The sequence below is a fragment of the Allocoleopsis franciscana PCC 7113 genome, from assembly GCF_000317515.1.
GTDB classification, from domain to species: domain Bacteria; phylum Cyanobacteriota; class Cyanobacteriia; order Cyanobacteriales; family Coleofasciculaceae; genus Allocoleopsis; species Allocoleopsis franciscana.
Genome location: NC_019738.1, coordinates 5,666,057 through 5,690,084, shown reverse-complemented (window position 1 = coordinate 5,690,084; position 24,028 = coordinate 5,666,057). Strand labels below are relative to the sequence as shown.

Below are 24,028 nucleotides of genomic sequence, written 5' to 3'. Positions count from 1 at the left end.
GGCTTGCTGACAGGTGTCTTGAGTATTATCGGGGTTTGGGAGAAGTCGCGGATGGTGATCCAGGAGAGTCGGGGTCAGACAAAATGTATGTGGATTCTACTTGTCGGTTGCTTTTTGGCAGCGCGATAAAACGACCCTCATCAATCAAATAGGTGATGGTCTCGCCTCGCATACTATTACCATTTTGCAAAACGTACACGTTGCCACTGAGGACGATGCGACGTTCGCGATTGAAGAATTGGGCTTGGGCGGCGGTTGCCTGAATTTGTCGGGCTGGGTAGTCGATTTGGACGTTACCCCGTGCCGTAATGACTTCGGTGGTTCGGTCAGCTTCTTGGACATCGGAACGGATGGTGATGGCACGACCATCACCGGTTTGAGCTTGGGCGTTTTGTAGGTGAGTGGGAATGGCGATCGCTCCGAGGCAGGTAGCTGGAAGCAAGACCACTAAACCTAAGCGTCGCCTCAAGCTGTCAGAGAGTCGAAAAGAAGGCTTCATAGGTTGTACGGGTAACTGAGGTCAAAGATGTGATGCTGCTGTGCCTAGTTTACAGAAATCCAGTAAGAAAGCCCACGCCATCTAGTTAGTGGGTTCAAGAATGCTTCCTGTTAGAAAAGGCGATAAATCTCTTGACGACCAGACATGTCTGGAAGTTTCGCTGCTAAGGGTTGAAGGTTCTAGTGCAGCATGGCGGAAATAACTATCCAGTTGAAAAAGGTTAAAAAGCTTACTGTACAAACTTTCTTTCCTTCTGCCTTCTGCCTCCTGCCTTCTGCCTTCTTGTACTAGCTGGCTTTGCGACTAACCAGTTTACTTTCAACTTACACAGGGATTCAGGACTCAACTCGCTTAATTTTTGGCAACCGAGCGATCGCGGCTTCACTGGCTGGGTTCGCACCACTTGTCAGTTCTTCCTCTAGGTGCTTGACAAAATCAGCCACTTGTTCTAAGCCAGACTCCTGTAGTGCCTGCAAAAGTTCCGCACTCTGGATCATTAAACTTGTGATATCAATTCCTTCGTAGTCAGGTTGGTAATCTCTGAGGCGTCCCAGCCCCTCGCCCAACAAAATCACAGCACCGCGCCAGTTGAGATTGAAGAGATGATGGCAGGCAACGGCAATTTGCAAAACCCCTTGGTAAAATCGCTTTTGCGGCTCAACCGCTTCTATCCACAATGCCTCTAGAGTGTCGTGACAGGCGTAATATTCCTGTTGGTTAAATTGCTCAACACCCTGCCAAAATTCTTCAGGAAAAACATTCGAGCCGCTGCTATCCCCTCTTGAAGGGGGGAATGAAGAGGGTTGTGCGACAGGTGTCATGGGGTTTTAGATGGGGATTGTGGATGGGCGATTGCCGATGGCTGAGTGAACTCCCCTGGATGCACCAGGGGATTGAGCCTGAAACATGCAAAGTAAAGTTAGCCCATGCTTTCTCGCACCGTGTAAATTTCTTCTAGGCTAATCTCTTGCTTGTCACCAGCAAAGTCGTTATCCGGCGTCAAGAACAGCATACAGTGGCAGTCTTTGCGCTCACGCATGGGGATACAAGGACAGTTCCAATAGGCGGCTTTGACTTCGGCTTGTTTGTCTTCATAGTGACGGCAGGGACACAAGGGAGAGCCAAGCTCATCTTTATGTTTGGCGAGTCCTTCAATCACCACAGCCGTCACGGAAGGGTCAACACAGAAGTAAGTACCTGTACGCTTGGCATAGGTTTCCGAAAAATGCCTCATTGCATCTAAGTTTTTGTCACTGGAGAGATTATTGGCTGGTGAAGTGCTCATTTAGTCAGGTTCGGCAGGTAAACAATTTTTTTGCATTGTAACGCACTGCTTTTACCCAACAGTAGCTACGTCGAACCAAGGGGTGGTACAAGCTCTCCGTTGAAATACGGATGAAATACGGATAGTTGTCGCCACCTAAAAAATTTTTCCGTATTTATCCCATCGCGCAAACACGCCGCTGTTCTAAATACTAAGAGCAGGAATTTACCAGAACATCTAACCATGGAAGCTACACGAGTACACACAGGACAGCTAGCAAAACTGCTTCACGTTCAAACCAATACTTACATCGACTTGCCGCTACATCTTTCTGTGATTCATATTGGTAAGGCGAATGAATGTATCCCTCCTGATATTGATGTTTCAAACTTTCCTAACTCAGACGTTGTTTCCAGAATTCACGCCCATATCCTGGTACAGGGAAACACTTACTTGATTGAAGATTTGGGGAGTGCTAACGGAACCTATCTCAATGATTCACTGTTGAGACCTCTAACTCAGCATCAGCTAAAGCTAGGAGACAGGATAGACCTCGGCAAAGACAACCAGGTAACCTTTTTGTTTCAACTCTCGAAGACTATTCCTCCTGTTACCAGCAAGGCAGAAAAGGAAGAAGCAGAGCATGTAGATTTTTTTACCAAGTTTATTGGCTTAGCTCTCATGCTTGGCGGACTTGCCTTTTTGAGTTCCAGCGTTGTTTTGGGTACGTTTTCAATTATGTATCTTCCAGCGATGGGTTCTGTTCTGTTAGTCATAGCCGGAGTTTTGACCTTAACTTATGGTCGTGCCAATCGGAACCTGGGATGGATTTTAATCACGGTAGGTGTTGTGATGGCTTTTGCTAGCGGTGGCATTGTTTTGCAGTCAATGACTCTTCTGTCTTTTCTCCTGGCGTTTGGCGCAATTTCTGCTGGATATCAGTTATTTACCGCTGGGAAGATTTTGAATTACAACCTGTTTGACCTTAAAAAGATTTTCAGAAATTAAATATATTAGCAAACTTAGCGAGAAATGAATATGGTTGACTCAGATAGAAATTTAGGGTCTCTAATATCAAAGATTGAACAGATTGAGGAACGACAAAATATTACGGCAAAGTATGCAGTAGGGGTTAAACGCCAGTTAGATGAACTAATTGAGAAATTCAATAACCTGCAAGAGCGCTTTGAACAGCAAGCTGCTTTGAGCAATGACTTAAATAGTGCCAAATCTACTAACGGATTAGTATCAAGTGAATCCGTAGCTGTAACATCTGGGACTGATAATGATGAGAGTATAAGGTTCAACAACTCAACAGATGTAATGCTTGCCACACCCGTTGAAGTCGAAGTGAATGCTGATGCTGACTCTGAACAGAACAATTTAGATGAAGAGAAAGTGAATGCTGCTGTTGTTGAAGCTGAGTCAGATGAGGAGACTGCTACTGCTCAACTGGAGGAATTCACTAGAGCTTTCACTGATGAGGAATTCAAGCTAGAGAGAATGATGTGGCTGCTGAATAGAATCTATGCAGATGAGGAAGGAAGTCAGAATACACCTATCAATGCTGAAGAATTTTGGCGGCGGTATAACGAGAGAGAAAGAGATTTTACAGGTGTTAACCTAGCTGGAGCCAATCTTAGTAATTTACCGATGCATTCTTATCATGGTGTCAACCTAAGTAAAGCAAACCTGAATGGAGCTAACCTGAGGAATGTTAATTGGAGCAGCCTTAATCTGATGGGTGCTAGCTTAAAAGGAGCAGATTTGAGTAATAATCAATTTGAAAATGCGAATCTCAGAGGAGCTAACTTAGATGATGCGAATTTAAGTGGAGCCAATTTGTCTCAATCCAACTTAGAGACGGCAACGCTTAAAAAGGCAAATCTCAATAGAGCAAATTTAAGGAATGCGAAGCTGAACAGTGCAGACCTGAGCCATGCCAATCTTAGTGATGCAGACGTATCGGAGGCAAACCTCGAAGGGGCAAACCTTCAGGAAGCGAATCTTAAGCAAGCGCTTTGTACTAAAAAAACAATCTTTCCCATAGGTTTTGATCCTGTTAAAGCTGGTGCTTATTTTATTGCTCCTAACGCCTCACTCCAAAATGCTAAATTAGCTGGCGCTAACTTACGTGGTACAGATCTGAGTGAAGCAGCTTTATATCGAGCCGACCTAGTTAAGGCAAATTTGCAGAGTGCAAAACTCCTTCAGGCAGATTTGAGTCAAGCCAACTTGAGCGAGATAAATCTCAGCAGTGCCAACCTGACTGCGGCAATTTTATATAGGGTTTGCTGTAAAAACCGGAAACCCTTAGCTATAAATAGTTTGAGCGGTCTTGAAAGTTGTTCAGCTCCCAGGAAATCTGGTAGAATCCCACAAAATCCTTGTACCAAGAGCAGGGAAAATGTACAGAAAAGCTTCCTCAAGCCCGACCCCACCGGAAAACTTTGAGCTGCCCTTTGAGGGAAAGTTATCACAAGATAACCGTTGGGTAATCATGGCAAATCTGATACCCTGGGATGAATTTGAAGAGGAATACGCCAAAATTTTTTCTATTGATATGGGGGCACCTGCGCTGCCATTTCGGATGGCATTGGGTTCATTAATAATCAAAGAAAGATTAGGAATAAGCGATCGGGAAACAGTAGAACAAATAAAAGAAAACCCTTACTTACAATACTTTATAGGGAGAAAGCATTACAGCAACGAAGCCCCTTATGATGCCTCACTTTTGGTAAGATTTAGAGAAAGGATAAATGTTGATTTAGTAAATCAAATAAATCAAAGAATGGTAAAGAAGATTCAGGAAGAAACAGAGGAGGAATCTAAAAAAAAGCTCACTCTCAGAAAGGCAAGAAACAAGAGAAAGCCCGAATCAAGGGAAATTAATTCTGGATGCTACCTGTGCGCCAGGAGATATCAGCTATCCCAATGACTTGGGTCTATTAAATCAAGCCAGAGTCAAAACGGAAAAGATAATAGATACTCTCTATAAGCCCCTAAAAGGGAGACTAAAGAAAAAGCCAAAAACTTATAGAAACCTCGCTCGGAAAGATTACTTGAAAGTCGCCAAAAAACGGAGATCGTCAAGAAAAGAGAGAAGAAAAGCTATAAAAAAACAACTGAAATATATAAAAAGAAATTTATCACACATTGACCAGCTCCTTCAGACAGGAGAAGCACTTGAGGGTTTGAGCATCTCTCAATATAAGAGCTTGCTGGTGGTGGCGGAAGTTTACCGTCAACAGCAATGGATGTATGAGAATAAAGCCCAGAGAATTGACGACAGAATAGTCAGTTTAAGTCAGCCCCATATCCGTCCAATTGTGAGAGGAAAAGCCGGAAAACCTGTAGAATTTGGAGCTAAACTAGCAGCAAGCGTCAGAGATGGATATGTCTTTTTAGACCGTATAAGCTGGGATAACTTTAATGAAGCCGGAGACTTAAAAGCCCAAATAGAAGCATTTAAACAGCACACAGGAGTCTATCCCGAATCAGTACATGTAGATAGAATTTATCGAAATCGCGAGAATCGAGCATTCTGTAAAGAAAGAGGGATTAGAATAAGTGGCCCCCCCTTAGGCAGACCTCCAGCTAATGTCAGCTCAGACAAAAAGAAACAAGCCTTAGACGACGAGAAGGTTCGCAATGCTATTGAAGGAAAATTTGGCATCTCAAAGCGAAGATTTAGCTTGAATCGCGTCATGGCTAAACTGCCTCATACTTCTCAAACGGCTATTGCTATCACTTTTTTAGTCATGAATCTTTCCACCCTGCTACGGCAGTTTTTTTGTCTTTTTTTGTGCAATACACAACATCACGCCTTTTTTCTCGATAACTATTAATTCGGCTTATGCTTGTGGGAATTAACAACAACAAAAGCTCATTATTATTCCAGGATTAAATAACTGATTAATCCATCGGTTGTTTTTCGCCGACTTATTCAGCAAGCCCTATATAGAGCAAACTTGAATCAGGCAAATCTTATGTGTGCGAATTTAAGTGCAGCCAACCTGAGTCAAGCAAATCTGAAAAACGCACAATTTAATTCTGCCAACCTAAGCGGCACTAACCTATATGCCTCAAATCTACTGGGTGTATCCCTAATAAACTTAAACTTGAGTGGGGCAAACTTGAGTCAAGCAAATCTCTGTGCCGCTGACCTTCGTTCAGCAAACTTGAGTCAAGCAAACCTTTCTGTAACCGACTTGCGTGGGGCAAACTTAAGCAACGCCAATCTAGAAAAAGCTAATCTAAAAGATGCAAAACTGGAGGGGGCAAAACTGGAGGGGGCAAAGCTTAGTGGCGCTATCATGCCCGATGGTACGACTCACGAGTAAACTTTGCTTGGTTTCTCTCGTCAGCACTGATAGCATACTAGCTTCATAGAAGAAAATGCGATCGCATTCCTACACCCACAGACGCGATCGCATTTTTATTGAATAAAGAATATTAAAAAAGCCCCTACTCCCCATCAATCAACCTATATAAGACGAGAATAAAGCCTCATTCTGGGTTACCGAACAAAGCCTCGAATTCAAGGGTAAAATTCTCTCACGCCGACTTATAATTTATCTTCTCTAAGTAGAAAATATCTTCATAAATCTAAGCATAATGGCGTACCCTTTTTCAGGGTATTGGCGGAGTTAGACAGCTAAACAAATTCAGTAATATATATTTACAAGCACAAATTGAGTGAATAAACATGCTGTATTCTGAGTACCTATCCCTTAACCTCACCGCTTCAAAAGGTTGTATGAATCCCGGTAGTCTGAAGGAAATGTCTTGGAACAACATCCGATTACTCATCACCCAAAATGGAGTAACAAAGATACAGAATTTAGCTGGTGGCATTGAAAATATAGAAGAGCATTTAAATAATCAGTTAAGGCGTTATCAGCAACAAGGGTGGGAAGCGATTAAGGTTGAAAGACCCCAAGAAAAAAATCAAAGTCGTTATCCTAAAAATACAATTCATTGCCTCCTCAAGCGTTCAATCAGTTTAGAGCCGAGGAATCGCTTTAAGCAGAGCAGCAAAGACTCAGCTCCAATCGAACGCAATTTCTCAATCGGAGCTTAAGAGAAAGATCAGCATTAATTTATCTATCTTAAAGATTGCTGAAGCTGACTTTGTAGAGATTTTGTGGGATCGATAAGCACACCTAAATGATTGCGTTGCGCTGGAATTACCGAGTCAGAAACCGATGCAACTGGAGGCCATAAGATCCAGCGACTACCTATAGGTAAAGTGTCAAGGCTAGGGGAATTTTGAGTAAGCCAAATTAAGGGAAGATTCGATGGAGCCTCTATCTCAGCCTCCTCTCCCGCCGTCGTTTCAGCAAGAGCCTCTAAAACTACTTGGTTGCCATGTAATAAGCCAGTTTTCGGCGTCCAAAGTTTCACATTGAACTGACTACGCATCGCATAAAAATACATTGATGCGGCAGCAATAACCGCCTGTTCAAAGTCATCGGGACGCCAAACGGTCGAACTATCCAAACAAATGATAATTTCTTGAGAACCTGTGAATACCTCTAACTCTCGCACCTGCAATGTGCCGTAACGGGCACTCGTGCGCCAGTGAATCAAGCGGATAGGGTCACCAACTCGATAAGGGCGTAGTCCTCTGGTAATGTCTTCTGTAGTAGACTGAGAACGGCGATCGCTATAAAATTGGGCACTATCTTCTCTACCCATTTCATCCACTAAGGGGCAATGGGTGAGAGGTAACACCAGGGGATAGACAATAGCCCTAGCTGGTGCTTCCCAACTGCGACGACACCAAAATAATCCTAACGGTGTTGCGGTTCTAATCTGTACCTCATGCCACCGATAGACACCTCGTTTTTGGGTGGGATAGTAGTCAACCCAACGGTAGACGCTTTGGGGTGCGATCGCTTCCACGGGCGTCTGCCTGGGTAACCCTAATGTGGATTGTAAAACGTCCCGAATTTGTAAGAGGGATTTGGTCTTAGGGGCAAGATTTTCAATTTCTAATTCAATGCAGAGATCGTCGCCTGCACTGACGGGTGCCATTGGGCGTCGTCGTACCTGAATTAACTTGAGCGATCGCGCTGGCAGAACAGCCGCCACGACCAACAAGCCAAAAATCAGACCACTGATCACATACAGCCACCCTGCCATTGTATTGCTCGCTGCTCCAAAAAAACACAGAGCAATGCCAGCTAAGAGGCAACCCCCATAGGCCGGTGTTACCCAGTGAGTTTCTAGCCAGTCATTGATGCGATTAATCATATTCATCTAACTTGAAAAGGAGTAATGGGAAAGAGAGATTTCCATCCAATGTTCGTGAGCGCTAGCTGATGGGGGGTTTGTACCTTTTACCTCTAACTCATTCCAAAGATAGATGAAAACGGAGCCGAGGGTTCCTTCCCCTGGATGAGGGTGATTCCATCTTCAGAACGATAACCTTAAACTTCAAAAATTTTAACCTGTTATTAATACAACCTACTTTCAGCCTTCTAGAAAAATCATTACTTGATCTGGGGTGGCATCAGCAACAGTTTAAGCTTGGGGGTTGAGCGCTTAAACCTTTTTAATCTGATTATTAATTTGTAATTTTTTTTGCTGTAAATTACAACTATGTGCCTTACAGGTTCCTTGACAGACTTATCCTTACCAGAAATTCTTCTGTTTGCCGAGAAAGGGAAGAAAACTGGCTTAATTACGCTTTTTGCCGAACCCGTAGATCAATCTAAATCCTTACCCATTTACTATATCTGGATGTATCAAGGTCGCCTTGTCGCGGCATCTCATCACTTGGAGGAGCGAGGTTTAGTTCAGCTCATTCATCAGCGTCAGTGGGTGAGTTCTCGTGTCGTCGATAAACTTGCTCAGTTATGTCCAACAAATAAACCACTCGGCTTGCATCTTAAAAATCAAGGAATTTTACGAAACTTCCAACTCAAAGAGCTATTTATTGCTCAAGTCTTGCAGCCTGTTTATGCATTATGTCAACTCCAGGAAGGGCAGTTTGAATTTGATCAAAATCTACCTTTACCTATGCGGGAAATGACGGGTTTGAGTGTATCGGCAGTAGTACCAACACTCAGGGTACCCAATAATAGAACAGCTATGGGTCTTAAGCAATGGAAACCTACCCTTGGGGCTAGAGTTCGTACCGTAGGTTTACCGGATTCCGACTCCATTAAACCTTACTCTACTGTGAAAGGAATTCAACAAACTGAATCAAGGCTTGTATTGGCTTAAGGAATTCTGTAAAATTCACAGTTTCCAAGCTTCTATAAGTTCTTGACCCATCGGGTTAGTATATTATGGAATTAAGCTACCTTCTCTCCATTGCTCTGTAAAGAATTGAGGGGGTATACTCCAATCCGAGAGTCCTACAAAAAGGGTCAATACTACTAATAATCCAAAGCACCTGCGAGGCGTAATAGTCGTGTTTAGCTTGCCGATAAGCTTCCTTCATCGTAGATGTTTTTATCTGTAAATATCTGGATGATCCGTCAGCAAACTCGCAGAACACATGGAACAGCATTCTACTATAACTCCTTATTGAAACTTTACTTAATTAGCGGATTGTTGTAAAAAACTGAAAAGCAGAAAATTAGTGATGTAAAAGTACCCAAGCTCATCTCTTACACCGAAATTAAACCAAATTTTTAAGAGGATTGGTGTTGCACAAAGAACACAACATTTTTTTCAGAGGAGAAGCTTTTCAAGCAGACTCCTCATTAACACTTTTCTTACTCTACCGATAAGCTAATCCGATTTGCTTCTACTTTTAGGCATAAATATAAATAGGGATTATTCCATACCTTTGAATTCACACTTTTAAAAATCTTGAAATATTAAAAATATATAAGTACATCTTTCTAGACAAAAATGGTTTTTAAAATTTTAAGTAGATTAAGATTGATTTCCTGGAAGCCCACCTCGTTTCAACCAAAGTTAAGCGTGAGGATTCTCGCAATGGCAGCAAGATGTTCATAGTTCATGGTTCATAAAAGAATGTCATCAACCATCAACGGCGAATCCCACGACTGAAGTACAGGGGAGGCGAGCAAAAGCCGTTGCTCTGAAACAAACTTTCAATCAACTGCCTCCAGCCACGAGACTTACAATAAAAAAAGGACTGTTAAGAAGTGTAAGGATCGTTCATGGCTGATCAGTTAATTCGCGCCACAGCGGCGGAGGGGGGCATCCGAGCCGTCGGCGTCATTACCACACGCCTCACGGAAGAAGCACGAATGCGTCACAAACTCTCCAGTGAGGCAACAGCGGCATTAGGTCGCACGATGGCTGGGGGTCTATTGCTCGTCTCTAGCATGAAGCGAGAAGGGTCGAGGGTGAATATTCGGGTTAAAGGGAATGGCCCCTTGGGGGGAATTCTCGTTGATGCTGGATTAGATGGAACTGTACGGGGTTATGTGGACAACCCATTTGTAGAGTTGCCCCCGAATGAGCGAGGCAAACTGGATGTGGGGGGTGTAGTAGGCCGTGAGGGCTACCTCTACGTTGTCCGAGATGTGGGCTATGGCTACCCTTATTCCAGCACCGTTGAGCTGGTATCGGGTGAAATTGGCGATGACCTCACTCATTACCTCGTGAATTCCGAACAAACGCCATCTGCTCTGCTTTTGGGTGTATTGGTTGGCACAGAAGGGGTTAGAGCCTCTGGAGGATTGCTACTCCAAGTTCTTCCCAAAGCCGCCAGAGATGAAGCGTTAGTGCAAACACTAGAAGAACGTGCTCAAATCATTCAGCAGACAGGACTGACCTCTCTTTTAAACGCAGGCAAAACACTGCCAGAGATTTTTGAACAGCTTCTAGGCGATATGGGTCTGGTGATTCTTCCAGAAATCCAGATGATACGCTTTCACTGTGGTTGTTCATTTGATCGCATGTTAGGTGCACTGAAGATTCTGGGCGAAGCCGAACTTCAGGATATGATTGAAAAAGACGACGGAGCTGAAGCCACTTGCCATTTCTGTGGGGAAGTTTACCAGGCGAGTTCTGATGAGCTAGCGCAGTTGATTGAAGATTTGCGGGCTGAGTCTGTTTAATAAATGTACTAAATGTACGGATTAGGACTGGGGAATCGAGAAGGGGTAAAAGTAAGGAAACGACGCCTTTGCGAGTACAAGCCTTGAGTGTCAGTCGGAAAAACTTTCAATCGAGGAAGGCTAAGGTATTCTTTATGGGACGGGCTTCTTCCCCAGTCTCCATTCCTGACGCCTCTGAGTATAGGTAGCTTTTTCTGTCTCGTGGGGGTAGGATGGCAACTACTGAGGGTGTAAAAAAGCACGCTGGAATAGGCATTGCGCGTGGTGTGAGTTATGACCAGAAATCGAGAAATTCCCGACAGTTGGCCTCCCTCCAACTCTTCGCAGCCAGGTCAGAACCCTGAGTGGCAAAGCACGAGAAAAGCTTTTGGAGCCAATCGTCCTTTGGTTAATCCTGGCCCAGGAGTACCTGATGCGCCAATCGCTGATGGGTATACCGTTCCTCAAAATTTAGCGACACCGGGAGTGACTTCGCCCCCACCGTCCAAAAAACGGCGGAAGCCTAAGCGAGGGTTTCCCCGGCCTTGGCATTTTGGGGCATTGTTAATTGTGCTGTTTTCCGGTGGGATAGGATTTATTGCCATAGCCCTGTTGTTGAAGTTGCCAGCGGTTCCCAACTGCCCTGCGATATTTTGGCCAACGGCTTCGGCGTCGATGCGCCTTTATTGTGCTCAGTTGGCGGCAAACAAGCAGACAGCAGAGGATTTGCTGGAGGCAATTGCCTTAGTAGAGGCGTTGCCCAACGATCACGCGATGCGGACAGAAATCAATCGTAATATTGAACAGTGGTCACTCGATATCTTGAAAATCGGTGAACAAAAGTTTCAGGCGGGGAAGTTAAGTGAAGCAATCGACATTGCCAGAAAAATTCCCGCTCGTGTCTCGGCTTACAATCTAGTGGAAAAGCAAATCGACCGTTGGCAGACAGTTTGGTCGAAAGCTGAGGGAATATTTAGCAAAGTTGAGCAAGAGCTGCGGCAGTCAAACTGGAATCAGGCGTTTAGAGAAGCCGTCAAATTAAACTCAATCGACAATAAATACTGGGCCACCACCAAGTATGACCAAGTGGCGAAAAAGATTCAGGTGGCACGGGAAGATAGCGCCAAGCTGGATAAAGCTTTCCAACTGAGTCAGAGCAGGAATGTAGACGATATCTTGGAAGGGATTAAGCAGGCTGAGAAGATTTCCCGTGAAAGCTATGCCTATAAGGAGGCTCAAGATTTAATTGCTGAGTCGGGCAAAAAGCTGGTGAAAATGGCAGAGGCTCGACTCGAACAGCGCAACTGGGAAGGTGTTCTGGAAATTGCGAATAAGATTCCTCCCAGCGTTAAATTAGAAGACCAAAAAGCCGACTTGATTGATTTGGCACAGGCTATATCGACGGCGTCATCAGGAACGAGTTCGGATTTGGAAAGAGCGATCGCTTTGGCGCAAAGGCTACAGTCCGGTCGCCCCTTGTATAACAAAGCACAGGGATTCATCACCCGTTGGCAGCGAGAAACGGAAGATGTGGCAAGACTGGAACGGGCGCGAATGTATGCCGAATCGGGTCTGGTTCCCGACTTAAGAACAGCGATCGCCGAAGCCAATCAGATTCCGAGTGGCAATCCCCGCTACTCCGAAGCCCGTAAGGACATCACACGCTGGACGGCTCAAGCTGAGACGATCGAAGATCAGCCCTATCTCGACCGTGCTGAACAAATCGCCAGTTTTGGTGGAGGCCCCTCTTTACAAGAAGCCATTCAAGAAGCCAGCCGCATTCCTCCAGGCCGTACTCTGTATAAGAAAGCACAAAGCAGGATTGCCAAGTGGACTGATACGATTCAGCGGGAGCAAGACCAGCCTTTCCTCGACCAAGCCCGTACTTTGGCAGCGAGTGGTAATCTGCCCGATGCGATCGCCTCGGCTCAACAAATTCGAGCAGGACGGGCACTCTACAAAGAAGCACAAAATGAAATCAGAGGCTGGCAGAGGGAAGTTGAAGGTCAGCAGCTTTTACAACAAGCTTACCAAGCGGCGACTCCCGGAACCCCAGAAGCACTCTCGTCCGCCATTCGCTTGGCCAGACAAGTTCCTAGTTCTGCCACGGTTAAAGGGGATGCCCGAACCTCAGTGAATCGATGGAGCGATCAACTCTTCTCCATGGCAAATGATCGGTCGTTGTACAATCTCCAGGAAGCGATTGAAATTGCCAGAATGATTCCTTCTGGGACGAATGCCTATGATTCAGCTCAATCGCAAATTCAGTCCTGGCAACGGACTCTGAACCCACCCCCTCCTAGCCCAGTAGAACTTAGCCCATACAATGAAGGCTTTTAAGGAGGCGTCCAAAAACAAATCTTATGATTGGCAGGGGTACGGCATGGCTAATATTGTTGTCAGCCCAGATGTTACTGAAGCCTTAGCCCCTGCTAAAAAGGGCGAAATTATTTTTGGACAAACCTTAAAGTAATTTAATTTAAATCGGTTTTTTTCTAAAACTGGGAATTTTCAAGGCTTATGGTGCCGAAGTATCGGCGGTATCACTAGAGGAATCTATTTCACCTTTGGCACGGTTTAACATGGATTCTTTTAAATGTTCATCGTGCCGACGTTCTTGGGTGGCTAACTCCCGTGCATGTTGTTGAGTCTGGTTATTTTGATCCGGATTATGCACTTCAGCCTCTGCACGATTCAACATGGATTCTTTGATATGCTCTTGATGCTGACGTTCCTGTGCGGCTAACTCCCGCGCTTGTTCTTGTGTATTCATTGTGTTCCTCTTTGCGTAACGGTTAAAACGTTTCTCTGTTCTTAATTTCACATACTTCTGATTAAACCGTAGCGAAATTAACAGAAAACTTCACGCAGATAGGGTCTACCGAAAGTAAGAAACAGCGGATTGGGTGATGTGTTTAATTGCCGCCAAATCAGGAATTGTGGTTTGGCTTTCCATTCCTAGCCAGAGAAGATACTCGATATTACCCGCAGGACCCGTCACTGGCGACCAAGTTAAACCCTTGTATGTCCAGCCTAACTGTTGGGACGATTGTAAGACTTGTGCGATCGCCAAAGCATGGTCATTCGGATCGCGCACCACCCCTTTTTTCCCAACCCGTTCCCGCCCCACCTCAAACTGTGGCTTCACCAGCAACACCACCTCACGCGGGGGTTGCAGTAGATGCCACAACGCTTCTAGAATTTTCGTCAGGGAAATAAACGAAACATCCACAACCCCCAAATCTGCATAAATATTTTCCTTAATTTCTCCCCCTTGATCAGAGGGGGTGAGGGGGGGCGTACTTCCGTACAACTCAGCCGGTTGCAGATGGCGTATATTAGTGCGTTCTTTCAAAATGACCCGTGGATCATTCCGCAACGTCCAGGCAACTTGTCCATAACCCACATCCACACCATAAACTTGTTTTGCTCCAGCTTGCAGCAAGCAGTCGGTAAAGCCACCGGTTGAGATACCCCCATCTAGGCAGATGCGCCCTTCCACAGGAATGGCAAACTCTTCTAGGGCTTTAGCAAGCTTTTCGCCACCTCTGGAAACATAAGGCGATTTTTCCTTAATTTGAATTTCTGCGGTGGTGTCAACCTCAGTCCCCGGTTTATCAATCACCTGCTGATTTACCCTCACTTCACCCGCACGAATCAGCCGTTGCGCTAGTTGTCGTGATGAGCAAAGGTCAAGTTCTACTAATAATGTATCGAGTCGTTGTTTCAAACTTCTAATTTTTTAGATATACAGCAGATTGCAGGTAAATAGAGTACATCTGTAGGGGCGTTAGCGTAGCGGTAGCGAGGAACGAGCGTCAGCATTTGGGCGATAAGCTATAAATTAATAAGAAGATTTTCTCACTAAATGCTTCGCCCCTTCCCCTAACACCGATTACTGTACTTCATAAACGTGCAATCCGCTGTAACTATTGGATTAAACTTGTAGCCGCACGTAGGGCAACCGCGATCACATTTTTCACCGCAACATCTTTTTGTTCCAAAATAACCTTCTCATCAACAGTGCGCTGAGCCACTACAGCGCAAACACAAGCGGCGGCAAAATTATACACTCCCGCCATCTTAAATAGGGTGCCGCATTCCATCTCATAATTCAACACATTCAAACGGCGATATTCTTCTGTGATGCCTTGGAGCGATCGCATTAAATAAGGATTAGCTGAATCTGTACGTTCCTGTCCTTCGTAAAACGTATCCACCGACGCTGTAATTCCGAGGTAATGCTCAACCTCTAATTCCTCTGCTGCCTTAACTAAGGCTACCGTAAGAAATGGGTCAGCAACGGCGGGATACTCAATCGGAGCAAGATCATTTGCCGCACCCTGCCGACACAATGCGCCATTGCTAATCACAAGTGCCCCGACTGGCACATAGGGTTGAATTGAACCGCAAGTTCCGATCCGAATGATTTGCCGGATTCCAACTTGCACCAACTCATTGACTACAATACTCAAAGAAGGGGCACCCATGCCACTGGTAGCCGATAAGACTGGACGACCGTTTGGTAAACTACCCACATAACTATTCAGTCCGCGATTTTCCGATAGCCGGCGCACATCCTGCAAATGTTCTTGAGCAATCAGACGGGCGCGTTCTGGATCGCCGGATAATAAAGCGAGGGTGGGAGGGTGTGAGCCAAGGTCATCTCGCCCAAAGCCAATGTGATAGAAACTGTTGTGAGTCATTGCGTTGTCAAGATGCGATCAGCTAATACCATTTCTCTGTAGCAATCTACTTAATGGATTACCCCCTGTAGTCCCCCTTATTCAGGTGGACGGCGATAGCCGAGGGTTCATAAAGTGCAACGTCATCGAGAATTGATATAAGATGGCATCCTAATTAAAAAATCAGGGAATGAATCATTCTATCAATCCAATAAGTCGCCGTGTTCTTGCTTGGGGATATCAAAAATTATGAGCCAAAAAACTCGCGGTGTCATTGCAGCTGGACATGAAAAGACAGCCGAAGCTGGGATTGAAATGTTTCGCAACGGGGGAAATGCTTTTGATGCCGCTGTTGCTGCTATTCTTGCTTCTTTCGTTGCCGAACCTGGGCTTACCTCGGCGGCGGGTGGAGGTTTTCTCTTAGCCCATACTCAGGAGAACCAAAACATTCTCTTTGATTTTTTTTCTCAAACCCCACGTTGTAAAAGAAATCTGAGCGAGATTGACTTTTACCCAGTAGAAGTCGATTTTGGAGTTGCCGTGCAGGAGTTTCATATTGGACTGGGTTCTATGGCAGTTCCCGGAAATCTTGCCGGAGTGTTTCACGTCCACCAAAAACTTGGTAAGCTGCCTTTCCATGTCGTTGCCGAGCCAGCTATTGATTATGCCCGAAATGGCATTCAATTAAATCGATTTCAATATTATTGTTTAGCTGAAATTCTTAAACCGATTATTACCACTCAGAAAGCAGGTCGGCAAGTTTTTTCCCTAACGGGTGAGCCAATTGAACCAGAAGGGATAATAAAGATGACTGATTTTGCCGATACTTTATCCTATTTAACCCAAAAAGGCATAAAAGAATTTTATCAGGGAGAAATTGCTCATCAACTTGTTCAAGATTGTCAAGATTTAGGGGGATACTTAACCTTAGATGATTTGAAAAGTTATCAAGTCATTGAGAGAGAACCGCTCATCATTGATTATCGGGGTAACACGCTACTGACTAATCCTCCTCCCAGTTCAGGGGGTATTTTAATTGCTTTTGCTTTAAAGCTGTTATCAAACATTGATTTATCTCAATTTCAATTCGGTAGTCTTCCCCACTTAGAAATTCTGGCTGAGGTCATGCGCTTGACCAATGAAGCGAGAACGGATGGATATGATTCTAATCTTTATCAAGAAAGAATTGCTGAACAATTCTTAGTGGACGAACATATTTTGCCGTACACGAATCAGTTAACAGGCAGGGTGAATAAATGGGGAAGTACAACTCATATTAGTGTTTTAGATGGAGACGGAAATGCTGCCAGCGTGACTACATCTAATGGTGAAGGGTCTGGCTATGTCATTCCTGGTACGGGAATGATGGTTAACAATATGCTGGGTGAGGAAGATATTAATCCTCAGGGATTCCATCAGTGGAAAGAAAACATGCGGATTTCTTCTATGATGGCTCCTACCATAGTATTGAAAAATAATCAACCGGAGATTGTCCTAGGAACAGGTGGTTCTAAACGAATTAGAACGGCAATTTTACAAGTAATTTCTAATATTTTAGATTTTAATATGCCTGTGACTCAAGCCGTAGATAGTCCACGAATTCACTGGGAAAATAATGTTTTTAATATTGAGCCAGGATTACCCGAAGAGGACGTTAACAAAATACAACTTCCTGCTCATCAACAATTAGTAAGATGGCAAGAACACAATTTATTCTTTGGTGGCGTGCATACGGTACGGGAAACGGATGAAGGGTTAATGGAGGGTGCGGGTGATCGCCGTAGAGATGGAGTTGTCGCCAGTTTTTAAGTAAATTTTGTAAAATTGAATCACAAAGGATAGGTAAGGTTAACCAACGATAGCTTAAGCTTGTAAGTTTTATATTTATTGCTCACTCTACTAAAAATTTCTGGGTTGAGAGTGGTGCAAGCTCTGAGGTATGAAAAAGTAATTTAAATCAGCAACAATTGTGATGCAATTTCCCCTAATCTCTTCTCCAGCTCAATCTCGACAAACCAGAGAGCGATTTGCCAATCCGGAAGATGAGTTATCTTACGAACTGGGTAAAGCGGTACAAGAACTACCACCCCTCTACACTCGACTGTTAGCGGGTAGTATTAGTCTTTTGATATTTGGCACGATCGCCTGGGCGCACTTTAGCCAAGTAGATGAAGTGGCTGTAGGGCAAGGAGAATTGCTGGCTTCGACCCAAGTGCGACCCGTGCGATCGCTGGGTGAGGGTACGATTCGGGAGGTGAAGGTGAAAGAAGGCGATCGCGTGCAAAAAGGTGAAATCCTCGTTGAACGAGATTCCGGCCTCCCCCAAACCGAAGTTGACCGCCTCGCCAAATCAGCCAAACTGATTCGAGAAGATTTAAGTCGTCTCGACGCTGAACGTAAGGGAGAAACAAGCGCCGGAACATCCTTGCAAGACCAACTCCTCACCTCGCGTCTACGCAACTTTGAAGCCGCTAAAGCCGCCGCAATTGCCGAAGCCAATCGTCAACAAGCGGCGATCGATGCTGCCAAAGTTCGTCTTACCCGTTTGCAAGACAACCTCGCGAATGCCAAAATCAACCTGACCAATTCCCAAACCAACCTCGCCAACGCCAAAGAATTACTCCCAAAAACACAAGAAAACCTTGCCAATGCTGAAAAACGGGTAGAGTCCTACAAACCACTCGTGAATTCCGGTGCTGTGCCTCGACTGGATTATTTGGAGGCTCAAGATAGACTGGTGAAAGCGCAAGCGGATGTGACGAGGACGCAATCTGACATTACCAATGCCAGCGATCGCGTCACCGATGCTCAAGATAAAGTCACCTCTTTAGAGAAAGACATCGCCACCCAACAGCAAGAAATCCGTCAAGCTCAAGAAGCCTATCAAAAAGCTCGGAATGATTCTACCCGCGTTGAGGCAGAGCGTAATAGTGAAATTCTCACTCAACTCAACAAGCGCCGGGAAGAACAAGCAACCATTGAAGGTGAACTAGAACAGGCGAAAAAGCAGCAAGAACGGGAAACAATTGAGGCTCCAGTTGCGGGTACTGTTTACAGTATCAAAGCCACGAAGGGACCTGTACAAGCGGGTGAAGAATTACTCTCTATTCTCCCACAGGATGAAGAATTGGTGTTAGAGGTTAAAGTCCTCAACCGAGATATTGGATTTATTCGCCAAGGAATGGAAGCGAAAGTTAAGATGGCGGCTTTTTCCTTTCAAGAATTTGGCACCATTGAAGGAGAAGTGATTAAAGTTAGCCCCAATGCGATTATTGATAAGGAATTGGGTCTAGTGTTTCCCACTCGAATTAAATTACAGCAGCATTCAATTAATGTGCGTGGTCAAGAAGTTGCTTTTACTCCAGGCATGGCAGCCACGGGAGAAATTGTTACTCGAAAAAAATCTATTTTGACGTTTTTAATTGAGCCTGTCACTCGTCGATTGCATGAGGCATTTTCTGTGAGATAAAGACTCCCCAAAATCGCAAATTATAGTCTATATATTTAGGTTAAATTTACCGTTTTGACGACATCAATGAAATTGTGCAGAATTGCAGTTGAATCATTTTGTCGGCTGGGCAATGTGTAACCGTTCAGCAGCACGACTAAAATTCAGTTCTTCAGCCAATACAACAAAGTAACGTAGATGTCGGAGTTCCATAGATGAGAAAAGCGACTATATATTTTAAATATAATCTTTTGATTAAGAAAGTATTGGACATATAGTAAAACCGTCCCTTAGTGTGGTGATCAGAAAACAACTGTACTGAAGCGTGAAGTTAGGGATGGAGAATATGCAGCAAATTAATCGGGTTGCAATCGTTGGAGGGATTCATGGAAATGAATTAACAGGGGTATACCTAGTCAAGAAGTTCGAGCAATTTCCTCAGCTCATTCAGAGATCAAGTTTTGAAACCTTTACCTTATTGGGAAATCCTCAGGCTTTTAAATTGGGAAGACGATACATTGATAAAGACTTAAATCGCTGCTTCTACAGTCAAGATTTACATGACCCAACCCTTTCTAGCTATGAAGAACACCGCGCAAAAACGATTTACCAGCAGCTAAAACCACCAGGGAAATCCCCAGTCGATTTGATTATAGATTTACATAGTACAACAGCGAATATGGGTCTAACGCTGATTTTGGGGAATACCCATCCTTTTAACTTACAATTAGCGGCCTATCTGAGTTCAATCAATCCCTTAGTCAGAGTGTATAATGGCACACAATACGGTCAAAAAAGTGCCGTTTTGAGGTCTCTCTGTGAATTGAGTTTTTCGATAGAAATTGGCCCTGTCTATCAGGGTGTTCTGGATGCCAGTTTTTTTAATAAAACAGAGGAACTCATCCATGTTATTTTGGATTATTTAGAAGCTTATAATCAAGGAAAAGTACTACATAGAAGCTCCGCTTTCACTCTCTATCAATATGTAGGAACCATTGACTATCCCAGAAATAAAAATGGGGAGATTCAAGCCATGATTCACCCCCAGCTTCAAGGCAAAGATTATGAAGAGCTTAATCCTGGTGAACCAATATTTTTAACCTTTGAAAATCAAGTCATTACTTACGAAGGGGAATCAACCGTCTATCCCATCTTTATTAATGAGGCCGCTTACTATGAAAAAGGCATCGCGATGTGTTTAACAGAAAAACACCAATTGACAATAGCGAAGCGAGAAGAGTGAAGCGCAGAGCGCGAAAGTTAGAGACTATCCTTCTTGGAGCGAGGGGTAGTCAACTCAGATATATAGCGCTACGCGCTATATATAACTAATTGTTGGAATGAGCGAGAATAAATCTTCCTTTAAATTCCTGCCTCAGTAAACGCCCGGTCTAACTCCTCAGTAAGTCCTAATTCTTCTCCCCAATCTCTGAGGTATCTAAAGTCTAGAGACTCGTTCTGAACCTTCAACACACCCAGAACATCGCGCCACTGCTTTTCAGAACCAGAACGTTGCCGCCACCGCAGTTTGTTCAAAATGACATCCTCCGGAGAAGCAAAATAAAGCCCTTCTACTCCTAAAGAAGAAAATCTGCGCCGCCGCTCAAATTTTTGACGGTCAAATTCATCATTCCCGGATACCATCAAATCGGCACGAGAGATGCTTTCCATGTCGGTAATTTGCAGCGTTCTCATTCGGTCAGATTTAACATCATCTACGCCAGGAACATAGAAACCCGCCCCCGTGAGTGCCCTGACAAGTGAATCGATGCCATCTGGAGAAATCGCCATCACTAAGTCTAAATCCTGTGTGGTGCGAGGTTCTCCATAGGCGATCGCCGCTACTCCTCCCGTAATGTAGTAGGGAATGGACAATTGTTCAAAGATGGGATGGAGTTTAGCAGCTAACGAAACTGAATCCTGAATCCACATGGAAGGATTATCTATAGGGACGAAATCAGGTGGGCAATATTCTTGCAACCACGCTCTTGCGATTTTAAAAGCCAACTGCTGTGAATTGAGATGGCTAAACTGTTGACCCAGACAAGCTAACGAAAGCCTGCGGGCGCTGCGAGTTAGCGATGCTGCCATTCTTAACCGCTCCTGGGGTGAGCGCTGACGAAGTAAATAGAAGGTTAGCAGGTCGGTTTCAATGCTCGTGTCAAAAGCCTGGGGTTTATAGCCCGGTTTGGTAGAAAGTTTGGGTATGGTGTATACCATAGCGATAGCCTCAGCCTCGCTCACTCCTCACCTCCTTTCGTTCCCCTGCCTTTGACCCCGGTACTAGAGAGGAGGGGTTGTTTTTGGGAAATCGTCCCTCTCGCCTTTAACGCCTCTTTAACCAGTATTGCTGTCATCTGACTGAACTGCCTGCTTGCACTAAGATTTTGTAGCAGGGAGAAGAAAGTTTCTCCTCCCTAACCGATTAACTATTGCTAGACGGTAATAGCTGTCGGATTTGCGGTTTTAGTCAGGAGACTCTCAACTTCAGCAGGCGTGAGGTTCGGATTAGCACTTAAAATCAGCGCTGCGACACCAGCTACATGGGGAGTAGCCATTGATGTGCCATTAAAGGACTGATAGGTGTTACCTGGAGTTGTAGAGTACACATCGACTCCTGGAGCGACAACGTAATCCAGTTCTGTGCTTCCTGCCTTGTTAGAAAAGTCAGCCATCTTGTTATTACTATCGACGGCTCCAACCGCAACACCCCATTGGTTCGCGAAGCTAGCTGGAAAACCGGGTTGGCTGCCAGATTCATTTCCTGCTGCCATAACCACAACCGCACCTTTGGCTGTCGCATATTCAACGGCATCTTTAATCTCAGAAGAATATCCTCCTCCCAAGCTGAGGTTAATCACATCAGCACCGTTATCAGCGGCATATTTAATTCCAGCAGCAACATCAACATTGCTACCACTGCCATTGTCATCGAGTACTTTCACAGGCATGATTTTGGCATTGTAGGCAATGCCAGTGACTCCAAAATCATTCTTTTCAGCGGCGATTGTACCGGCAACATGGGTGCCGTGACCATACACATCCATGGCATCATTATCGCCAGCCACAAAATCCCAACCATTGACATCATCGATATAGCCATTGCCATCATCATCAACACCATTGCCTGCAATTTCACCCTCGTTGACCCAGATATTGGCATCTAAATCAGGGTGCTTGTAGTCAACCCCCGTATCGATAACGGCGACAACGATGCCTTCACCCGTGAACCCTTGTGCCCAAGCTTCGGGAGCCTTAACCGCATTGACTCCCCAATCATTCTGCCCACCAAAATACGCAACATCAGCGAAGGCACTGTCCTGTCCAGTAGCACTCGCGACAGCGGCTGCGGCATCAACCAGACCGTAGCCAAAGTTGCTGCTAAACTTGGGAATCACCGAAACCTCTAAGTTATAACCGCCAGTACTCCCTGAAGCACCACTACCCTGTACATTGGGGTTGTAGGACGAATTGCCTTTACCACTCACAGCCAGGTAATAGGTGCCAGTCGTGGTCGCAGTAAACTCCAGGAAAGAATCTAAGGAAGAGGTTTCACCAGAGGCGGCACCATTGTCATTGAAAGCCACCAGATTTCCCGCCGAGTCAAATACCTGCACAAAGGAATCTAAAGAAGAGACAAGTGGGTTGGTATCGATGTCGATGGTGGCTTTGTCGCCTGCCTTAAGATCGAACTTGACGAAGTCTACATCAAGATCTGACGCTACGTTAGGATTGTCACCGATCGCACCTTTGTCCTTAAAGGTACCAGGATTAGACGAGCTGAGTCCGCTGTCAATCGCACTGGGAATGGTGTCGTTAGGCTCAGCGAGTACTGATACGCCTTTGCTACCAAAGTTAATGTTGTTAACCGTCTGACCTGAAGCGAGATTTACTTGATAAACTCCATTGGGTGTCAGCGAAAAATTGTCAACCACTAGTGCCGAATCAACCGTTTTATCCCCCGCATCGACAACCCCAAGCCCAATCGTATAAGTGCCTGCTGCCCTGAAGGTATAGGAGAACTTTTTGTATCCTGTCTGTTCAGTGAAAACGGTGGGGGAAAGAGCGAAGGTACTATTGGTGTCTGCCAATTCCGTCAAGCCATTGATGGAGACAAAGGCAAAATCGTTATAGCTGCTGGGTGTTGATTCATTGGTTAGGAAGTTCCAATCAAAGGTCAACGTGCTTCCGGCTGCTACTGTGATTGTTGACAACTTCATCGCCGAACCTTCAGTGGCATTGCCATTACCCATGCCATCCAAAGTTCCGGCAGACCATCCAAAAAAACTTTCCAAGGCAGAATCCGTCACAGAACCCGAACCATTAGTCAGCACAGCCTGGTAGGTTCCCTGGGTGGGAGTGACACCATAGGAAGCTGTCTGGACTTCGGTACTGCCGATGGTATTCCAACCCGTTAAACTCCCCGTTTCAAAACTGCCGTTGGTCACAGCCCCTGGAGAAGTCTGTTGCCAACCCGATTGCATCACCTCAGCCACGGTATAAGTTCCTGCGGCTAAGCCTGTGAAGCTGTAATTCCCGTTAGCGTCTGTCGTCGTGGATGTTTCACCTGTGTCTAACGTGCCATTGTTGTTCTGGTCGAGGTAAATTGTCCAACCCGCTAGACCCGCTTCTCCTGTATCCTGGACTCCGTTGCCATTCAGGTCGTTCCACTTGGTTCCCTGGATTCCGCTAATAGAGGTTTGGCTATCAATCAGAGAATCATTGAACTGTTCGATTGTGTAAGTTGTCTCTAAGCTTCTTTCAGAAGCAGCTACACTCAAGGGATCGAGAGAACTCCCCTGGACTATGTTTCCTCCCCATAAGTCGCTCAGTTCTAGTGACGACAAATCTGAGCCTGATAACCCTAGGTAAGCTGTATTCAAATGCTTGAGGGTATCAGAAGATAGAGAGCCGAGAGTTTCAGATGATGTTTCGAGAAACATAAGTTAAATAGAAATGAGTTTGGTAGAAGTTGATTTATAAAGTGACTGTGGAGGGGCAATCCCATAGTTTAAACGCGATGCCGTACTCATCGGCGAGGAATTATTGACTTCCCGTCAAACTTGGCTACCTGGTAGTAGTATTTACCTCCAGCGCTTGGTC

At 45.0% G+C, this 24,028-nt stretch carries 20 protein-coding genes and 1 pseudogene; 11 read left to right on the top strand and 10 right to left on the bottom strand.

Annotation, left to right across the window (positions count from 1 at the left end; genetic code table 11):
• Positions 1-25 precede the first annotated feature (25 nt).
• The 3 genes from MIC7113_RS23350 to MIC7113_RS23340 all read right to left on the bottom strand — a co-directional run bounded on the left by MIC7113_RS23350 (position 26) and on the right by MIC7113_RS23340 (position 1,784).
• The gene (locus MIC7113_RS23350) at positions 26-499 is read right to left on the bottom strand and encodes an LptA/OstA family protein (protein WP_015184665.1); all 474 of its coding nucleotides are present in this window, start codon (positions 497-499) and stop codon (positions 26-28) included.
• A gap of 335 nt (positions 500-834) precedes the next feature.
• A complete protein-coding gene (locus MIC7113_RS23345) occupies positions 835-1,320 on the bottom strand; it encodes a DUF309 domain-containing protein (RefSeq protein WP_015184664.1) in 486 nt (161 codons plus the stop codon).
• Positions 1,321-1,418: 98 nt separating this feature from the next.
• The gene (locus MIC7113_RS23340; RefSeq protein WP_015184663.1) at positions 1,419-1,784 is read right to left on the bottom strand and encodes a ferredoxin thioredoxin reductase catalytic beta subunit; all 366 of its coding nucleotides are present in this window, start codon (positions 1,782-1,784) and stop codon (positions 1,419-1,421) included.
• 222 nt (positions 1,785-2,006) lie between these two features.
• Here MIC7113_RS23340 and MIC7113_RS39090 point away from each other — a divergent pair, with 222 nt between their 5' ends.
• The 5 genes from MIC7113_RS39090 to MIC7113_RS23315 all read left to right on the top strand — a co-directional run bounded on the left by MIC7113_RS39090 (position 2,007) and on the right by MIC7113_RS23315 (position 6,846).
• Positions 2,007-2,771, top strand: a complete 765-nt coding sequence (locus MIC7113_RS39090) for an FHA domain-containing protein (RefSeq protein ID WP_015184662.1) — start codon at positions 2,007-2,009, stop codon at positions 2,769-2,771.
• Positions 2,772-2,801: 30 nt separating this feature from the next.
• Positions 2,802-4,217: a pentapeptide repeat-containing protein gene (locus MIC7113_RS33760; RefSeq protein ID WP_015184661.1), complete on the top strand. Its 1,416-nt coding sequence runs from the start codon at positions 2,802-2,804 to the stop codon at positions 4,215-4,217.
• A protein-coding gene (locus MIC7113_RS23325; protein ID WP_390464091.1) for an IS5 family transposase occupies positions 4,171-5,611 on the top strand; the annotation gives its coding sequence in 2 pieces (ribosomal slippage) (positions 4,171-4,608 and positions 4,610-5,611; 1,440 coding nt in all). Before MIC7113_RS33760 ends, MIC7113_RS23325 begins: the two co-directional genes overlap by 47 nt.
• Positions 5,612-5,674: 63 nt before the next feature.
• Positions 5,675-6,106 carry a pentapeptide repeat-containing protein gene (locus MIC7113_RS23320; RefSeq protein WP_315889691.1) on the top strand — a complete coding sequence of 144 codons (432 nt, stop codon included), beginning with the start codon at positions 5,675-5,677 and terminating at the stop codon, positions 6,104-6,106.
• Between the two features lie 365 nt (positions 6,107-6,471).
• Complete coding sequence (locus MIC7113_RS23315; RefSeq protein ID WP_015184659.1) at positions 6,472-6,846, top strand: hypothetical protein; 375 nt, start codon at positions 6,472-6,474, stop codon at positions 6,844-6,846.
• Between the two features lie 23 nt (positions 6,847-6,869).
• Here the strand turns inward: MIC7113_RS23315 and MIC7113_RS23310 are convergent, their stop codons facing one another.
• On the bottom strand, positions 6,870-8,027 hold the full coding sequence (locus MIC7113_RS23310) for a DUF58 domain-containing protein (RefSeq protein ID WP_015184658.1): 1,158 nt from the start codon (positions 8,025-8,027) through the stop codon (positions 6,870-6,872).
• Positions 8,028-8,369: 342 nt separating this feature from the next.
• Here MIC7113_RS23310 and MIC7113_RS23305 point away from each other — a divergent pair, with 342 nt between their 5' ends.
• From MIC7113_RS23305 to MIC7113_RS23295, 3 genes are all read left to right on the top strand, one after another.
• Positions 8,370-8,996, top strand: coding sequence for a DUF4388 domain-containing protein (locus MIC7113_RS23305; RefSeq protein WP_015184657.1), 627 nt, complete (start codon positions 8,370-8,372; stop codon positions 8,994-8,996).
• A 911-nt stretch (positions 8,997-9,907) separates the two neighbouring features.
• Positions 9,908-10,813, top strand: coding sequence for an Hsp33 family molecular chaperone HslO (gene hslO, locus MIC7113_RS23300; protein WP_015184655.1), 906 nt, complete (start codon positions 9,908-9,910; stop codon positions 10,811-10,813).
• Between the two features lie 273 nt (positions 10,814-11,086).
• Complete coding sequence (locus MIC7113_RS23295) at positions 11,087-13,132, top strand: hypothetical protein (protein WP_015184654.1); 2,046 nt, start codon at positions 11,087-11,089, stop codon at positions 13,130-13,132.
• Positions 13,133-13,310: 178 nt separating this feature from the next.
• On the opposite strand, the gene MIC7113_RS23290 is transcribed toward MIC7113_RS23295, so the two are convergent.
• The 3 genes from MIC7113_RS23290 to MIC7113_RS23280 all read right to left on the bottom strand — a co-directional run bounded on the left by MIC7113_RS23290 (position 13,311) and on the right by MIC7113_RS23280 (position 15,498).
• Entirely contained in the window at positions 13,311-13,565 is a 255-nt protein-coding gene (locus tag MIC7113_RS23290) for a hypothetical protein (RefSeq protein WP_015184652.1), read from the bottom strand.
• A gap of 105 nt (positions 13,566-13,670) precedes the next feature.
• Positions 13,671-14,522 carry a TlyA family RNA methyltransferase gene (locus MIC7113_RS23285; RefSeq protein ID WP_015184651.1) on the bottom strand — a complete coding sequence of 284 codons (852 nt, stop codon included), beginning with the start codon at positions 14,520-14,522 and terminating at the stop codon, positions 13,671-13,673.
• Between the two features lie 199 nt (positions 14,523-14,721).
• The gene (locus MIC7113_RS23280; protein ID WP_015184650.1) at positions 14,722-15,498 is read right to left on the bottom strand and encodes a nucleoside phosphorylase; all 777 of its coding nucleotides are present in this window, start codon (positions 15,496-15,498) and stop codon (positions 14,722-14,724) included.
• Positions 15,499-15,726: 228 nt separating this feature from the next.
• Between MIC7113_RS23280 and ggt the strand changes: the two genes are divergently transcribed.
• The gene (gene ggt / locus MIC7113_RS23275) at positions 15,727-17,286 is read left to right on the top strand and encodes a gamma-glutamyltransferase (RefSeq protein ID WP_015184649.1); all 1,560 of its coding nucleotides are present in this window, start codon (positions 15,727-15,729) and stop codon (positions 17,284-17,286) included.
• A gap of 163 nt (positions 17,287-17,449) precedes the next feature.
• Complete coding sequence (locus tag MIC7113_RS23270) at positions 17,450-18,946, top strand: HlyD family efflux transporter periplasmic adaptor subunit (protein ID WP_015184648.1); 1,497 nt, start codon at positions 17,450-17,452, stop codon at positions 18,944-18,946.
• Between the two features lie 102 nt (positions 18,947-19,048).
• Here MIC7113_RS23270 and MIC7113_RS34990 read toward each other — a convergent pair.
• Positions 19,049-19,138 (bottom strand): annotated as a pseudogene (locus MIC7113_RS34990) (LysR family transcriptional regulator); the annotation flags it as partial.
• A gap of 133 nt (positions 19,139-19,271) precedes the next feature.
• Between MIC7113_RS34990 and MIC7113_RS23265 the strand changes: the two are divergent.
• Positions 19,272-20,168 carry an aspartoacylase gene (locus MIC7113_RS23265; RefSeq protein WP_015184646.1) on the top strand — a complete coding sequence of 299 codons (897 nt, stop codon included), beginning with the start codon at positions 19,272-19,274 and terminating at the stop codon, positions 20,166-20,168.
• A gap of 119 nt (positions 20,169-20,287) precedes the next feature.
• Here the strand turns inward: MIC7113_RS23265 and MIC7113_RS23260 are convergent, their stop codons facing one another.
• On the bottom strand, positions 20,288-21,145 hold the full coding sequence (locus tag MIC7113_RS23260; protein WP_041780187.1) for a hypothetical protein: 858 nt from the start codon (positions 21,143-21,145) through the stop codon (positions 20,288-20,290).
• Between the two features lie 215 nt (positions 21,146-21,360).
• On the bottom strand, positions 21,361-23,868 hold the full coding sequence (locus MIC7113_RS33755; protein ID WP_015184644.1) for a DVUA0089 family protein: 2,508 nt from the start codon (positions 23,866-23,868) through the stop codon (positions 21,361-21,363).
• Positions 23,869-24,028: the final 160 nt, after the last annotated feature.

Excerpts from the sequence above, each read along its gene's own strand:
- hslO (WP_015184655.1), top strand. The coding sequence starts at position 9,908 with ATGGCTGATCAGTTAATTCGCGCCACAGCGGCGGAGGGGGGCATCCGA.
- MIC7113_RS23265 (WP_015184646.1), top strand. The coding sequence starts at position 19,272 with ATGCAGCAAATTAATCGGGTTGCAATCGTTGGAGGGATTCATGGAAAT.
- MIC7113_RS23260 (WP_041780187.1), bottom strand. The coding sequence starts at position 21,145 with ATGGTATACACCATACCCAAACTTTCTACCAAACCGGGCTATAAACCC.
- MIC7113_RS23305 (WP_015184657.1), top strand. The coding sequence starts at position 8,370 with ATGTGCCTTACAGGTTCCTTGACAGACTTATCCTTACCAGAAATTCTT.
- MIC7113_RS23350 (WP_015184665.1), bottom strand. The coding sequence starts at position 499 with ATGAAGCCTTCTTTTCGACTCTCTGACAGCTTGAGGCGACGCTTAGGT.
- MIC7113_RS33755 (WP_015184644.1), bottom strand. The coding sequence starts at position 23,868 with ATGTTTCTCGAAACATCATCTGAAACTCTCGGCTCTCTATCTTCTGAT.
- MIC7113_RS33760 (WP_015184661.1), top strand. The coding sequence starts at position 2,802 with ATGGTTGACTCAGATAGAAATTTAGGGTCTCTAATATCAAAGATTGAA.
- MIC7113_RS23280 (WP_015184650.1), bottom strand. The coding sequence starts at position 15,498 with ATGACTCACAACAGTTTCTATCACATTGGCTTTGGGCGAGATGACCTT.
- MIC7113_RS23345 (WP_015184664.1), bottom strand. The coding sequence starts at position 1,320 with ATGACACCTGTCGCACAACCCTCTTCATTCCCCCCTTCAAGAGGGGAT.
- MIC7113_RS23290 (WP_015184652.1), bottom strand. The coding sequence starts at position 13,565 with ATGAATACACAAGAACAAGCGCGGGAGTTAGCCGCACAGGAACGTCAG.
- MIC7113_RS39090 (WP_015184662.1), top strand. The coding sequence starts at position 2,007 with ATGGAAGCTACACGAGTACACACAGGACAGCTAGCAAAACTGCTTCAC.
- MIC7113_RS23315 (WP_015184659.1), top strand. The coding sequence starts at position 6,472 with ATGCTGTATTCTGAGTACCTATCCCTTAACCTCACCGCTTCAAAAGGT.
- MIC7113_RS23340 (WP_015184663.1), bottom strand. The coding sequence starts at position 1,784 with ATGAGCACTTCACCAGCCAATAATCTCTCCAGTGACAAAAACTTAGAT.
- MIC7113_RS23295 (WP_015184654.1), top strand. The coding sequence starts at position 11,087 with ATGACCAGAAATCGAGAAATTCCCGACAGTTGGCCTCCCTCCAACTCT.
- MIC7113_RS23310 (WP_015184658.1), bottom strand. The coding sequence starts at position 8,027 with ATGAATATGATTAATCGCATCAATGACTGGCTAGAAACTCACTGGGTA.
- MIC7113_RS23270 (WP_015184648.1), top strand. The coding sequence starts at position 17,450 with ATGCAATTTCCCCTAATCTCTTCTCCAGCTCAATCTCGACAAACCAGA.
- ggt (WP_015184649.1), top strand. The coding sequence starts at position 15,727 with ATGAGCCAAAAAACTCGCGGTGTCATTGCAGCTGGACATGAAAAGACA.